Below are 3632 nucleotides of genomic sequence, written 5' to 3'. Positions count from 1 at the left end.
TCCATGATTCAACTACTTCACCTGTTTCCTTGTCTTTTAAGGTAAGTTTAGCTCCTTCAATTTCTTTTCCAGTTGTTGCATCTACTTTTGAAATATCTACCTTTGTGATTTCATCTTTCATTTTAACTTTAGTCACACTTCCATCTTCATTTACTGTAAATGTTACATCACTTGCTGTTGCATATCCTAATGGTGCAAGTTCTTCATGCAAGATATATTTTTTACCTGATACAAGACCTCTGATAATGTGAACATCTTTTGTTGATGTCCATTCTTCCACAACATTTCCTTCTTCATCTCTTAATGAAAGTTTTGCACCTTCAAGTTCTTTTTCATTAGTTGCATCAACTTTTGAAATTTCAGTTGCTGTCTTTTTATTAAGAACATCAAGTTCTTTTGAATAGATAATCTTATCGCTATGGTCATAGCTTAAATCAATGTCATAGACCTTATTGTTTTTAACATAGCCTTCTAATTCTTGAACTTCTTTCAACTCATATTTTCCAAGAGGTAATCCTGAAATATGAATTTCACCTAATTCATTAGTCACATAATATCCGTTTTCTGAAATATCCATTGAGACAGCTTCACCTTTTTTATAAAGAAGTGTATTTCTTCCATCAAGTGAATAGATGTCTTCTTTTGCTGTCAATTGGAAAGTAACACCTGAAAGATCTTCTAATGTATCTCTGTCTCTTTTTTGTACATGGATTTCACCATGAGGTGCAATGTTCGTTACATTCTTTGTAATGACATATTCTTTAGTTGTTAAATCTTTTTGTTCAAGATTGATTTGATGTACTTTTGCTGAAAGCACATATCCTTCATTTGTTAAAGTTTCTTTTAATTCATATTTGCCCATGAATAGCGAATCAATGACAAGTTTTCCATTGGCATCTGTTTTTCCTTTGGCAACAGTAGCTCCTTTTGCATAGCGTAAAGTACCATCAACTGCACTATAGATGTTTTCTTTGGCAGTTAATTCATATTCAACATCAGCTAGTGCTTCATTTGTAGCCTTGTCTGTCTTTGTTAAAATGATTTTTCCTTTTGGCTGTGCATTTTTAACTTTCACAGTTAGAATTGGATCTTCATCCTCATCCTTGTCATAATCTCTTGTATTTGTAATTGTGAATTTCACAGGTTGTTCTAGTTGCAAGAAGCCTTTAGGTGTTTCTACTTCTTCGATAGAATAATCTCCCGCGTCTAACTGTAAAGGAAGTGTTACTGTTCCTTCTTCGCTGTCTTTTACTGTAACAACGTTTTTAGAATTGGTTGTAAATGTGTCATATTTTTTACCGCCAACTTTTTGTACAACATAGTTTCCTTTTGAGTCTTTGATTTTAAATGATGCACCATTTAATGTGACTTTCTTTCCTGATTCGGCATCTAATTTAATAATTTTAAGTTGTGACGAAAATGTTCGGTTATTCACATTGACACGTTTTACCTGTTCAACATCTTTATATTCACTGTAATCATCTGTTACTGAAATTGTGAAATCTGGTGCTGTAATATACTCCTTAGGAGTCTTTGTTTCTTTGACGATATATTTTCCATAAGGAAGATATGGCGTATTTGCTTTACCATTTGTATCAGTTGTGATGACTGCATAAGTTGTAGCATTGTCCCATCCAACATGGTTAACTTCACTGTACAATTTGAACGTGAACTCTGCTCCTTGTAATCCTTTTACAAGACCTGAAATACTGTCTTTTTCTCCTGACTTGAAAACTTGGATCTTTTGCATATTCACTCTGTTAGTACCTTTTGCACTTCTTGATACTTTTGAAACTGTTTGTCCTTCATAATCAATTGATACACTGATCTTTGCATTATTGAAGACCAATGAATCATTTGTCTTTGATTCTTGAATGTAATATTTTCCTAATGGCAATTCACTCCAAGCAATCTTTCCATTGGCATCTGTTTTTTTACTTGATACCAGTGCACCTTTTTCATAGTAAGTTTTTGTTCCAGCCTGATTTGTAATCTTTTCACTTGCATGTAATTCAAAAGTAACACCTTCAGCAGTAGCATCACCTTTTAGACCATTTGTTTTAGAAGCATCGATTTCTTTTTGGAAGTCAATATTTCCTTTAGGTTCATCATCTGTAACACTCAATACTGTTGTCTTATCTTTTTCTACTTTGACTGTAAAAGTATCTGTATTTAAAAGATATCCATGAGGTGCTTCTGTTTCCTTGACTTCATAAGTTCCAACCAATAGATCATTCACTTTGATCTTTCCATTTTTTACAACGGTATTTTCGTTATAACCGTCATATGAAACAGATTTGATATTGAATTTTGCACCATCAATAAGATCTTGATTTGTATTCTTTTTAGTTAATTCCAAAGAGCCAAAATCAAGCCATTCAATATTTAAATATAGACGTGCATCATCAGGATCCATATTCCAAGTTCCTTGTGCCTGAGTTCCTGCACCTCCATCATGAATAGCTAACGCTGTAAATCGTTCACATCCGCTTCCGCATACATTGTCACTCACAAAATTTGATGGTGAATTTTGACATGGCGCTGTAAAATAAAAGCTTTGTCCGCCATAAACTTTTGCAGTACCACCTGTTTGTCTTGCAGAAGTTCCAGCAATGTGAATTGTCACATTTGAAGCCAATGGGATATTCACTTCAGCAGATGAAGCACCATTTAATTTCACAATATTTGTAACTTGTTGCTTATTTGTCTTATCATAGCTTGCTTTAAACAATGCTCTGTTTCCTGACTTGTTGCCTTCCCAAGAAACACCATTACCTGGATCTGGCAATGAAATGATTCGACGATAGATGTTCATGATATTTGTACCATAATTACTTCCGAATGTTTGGTTGAACAAGTTTTCATCAAATCCTTTCCATTGTCCTGAATAAGCACCACTTAAAAAGATATGTGTCAAAAGATATTTGATATCATCATTTGTAAGTGGATCATCTGGACAGATAGCTGTCTTTAGATCTGCATCCGCAGCAAATTCACCATAGGCTGCTGGACCTCCAAAGCCATAGTAGAGAAGCTTTCTTACGTTTTCATTATTTTCAATGACCTGTGCAGGATATTTACCGCTTGCAGGTGTCTTCTTTTCTGCTTCCAAACAGAAAGCCCATTTGCCATCGTATTTACATGAATATGTTGACCATGAAGCAATGGATGGAATCTTTCTGCCCCACCATTCTGGATACTTGATATTTTTCACTCTTGTAAATTCTTTAGGAACGGATGGATCATAAGCATTTACGACACTCATTCCAAGCGTATTGAAACACATTGAAAATACCATTCCTACTGCTAAAAAAATCTTATATAGTTTAGAAAGTTTATTTTTCATTTTACTTTTTCTCCTGTTATTTATTGTTTGCAATGCAAGTTTCAAACATTGCCCTACTTCTTTTGTTTATTAAATGCAAAAAGGACAATCTTTCGATTGTCCTATGGCTTGAATACCCATTTGTTTAAATACATATATTCCTCCAACAAAAAAAGACAGATCATATCGACCTGCCTGCTTATAATATCAAATGGATAAAGAATGAGAGATTTTTATAAAAATTTGTTGGTAATATTTTGAATTTTCAGTAATTATCTATGATAAACTATTTACTTATTCTTTATCC

1 protein-coding gene is annotated in these 3632 nt (G+C 33.6%); it reads right to left on the bottom strand.

The genetic code is table 11. The features are described from left to right. On the bottom strand, positions 1 to 3346 hold a 3346-nt coding region (locus LJD34_RS15625), incomplete at its 3' end, for a SpaA isopeptide-forming pilin-related protein (protein WP_227360331.1). Positions 3347 to 3632: the final 286 nt, after the last annotated feature.

Origin of the sequence: Faecalibacillus sp. MSK20_93 (assembly GCF_020589945.1) — a bacterium.
Taxonomy (GTDB): Bacteria; Bacillota_I; Bacilli_A; order Erysipelotrichales; family Coprobacillaceae; genus Faecalibacillus; species Faecalibacillus intestinalis.
The sequence above is the reverse complement of the archived record's forward strand: the minus strand, read 5'-3'. Positions and strand labels throughout refer to the sequence as shown.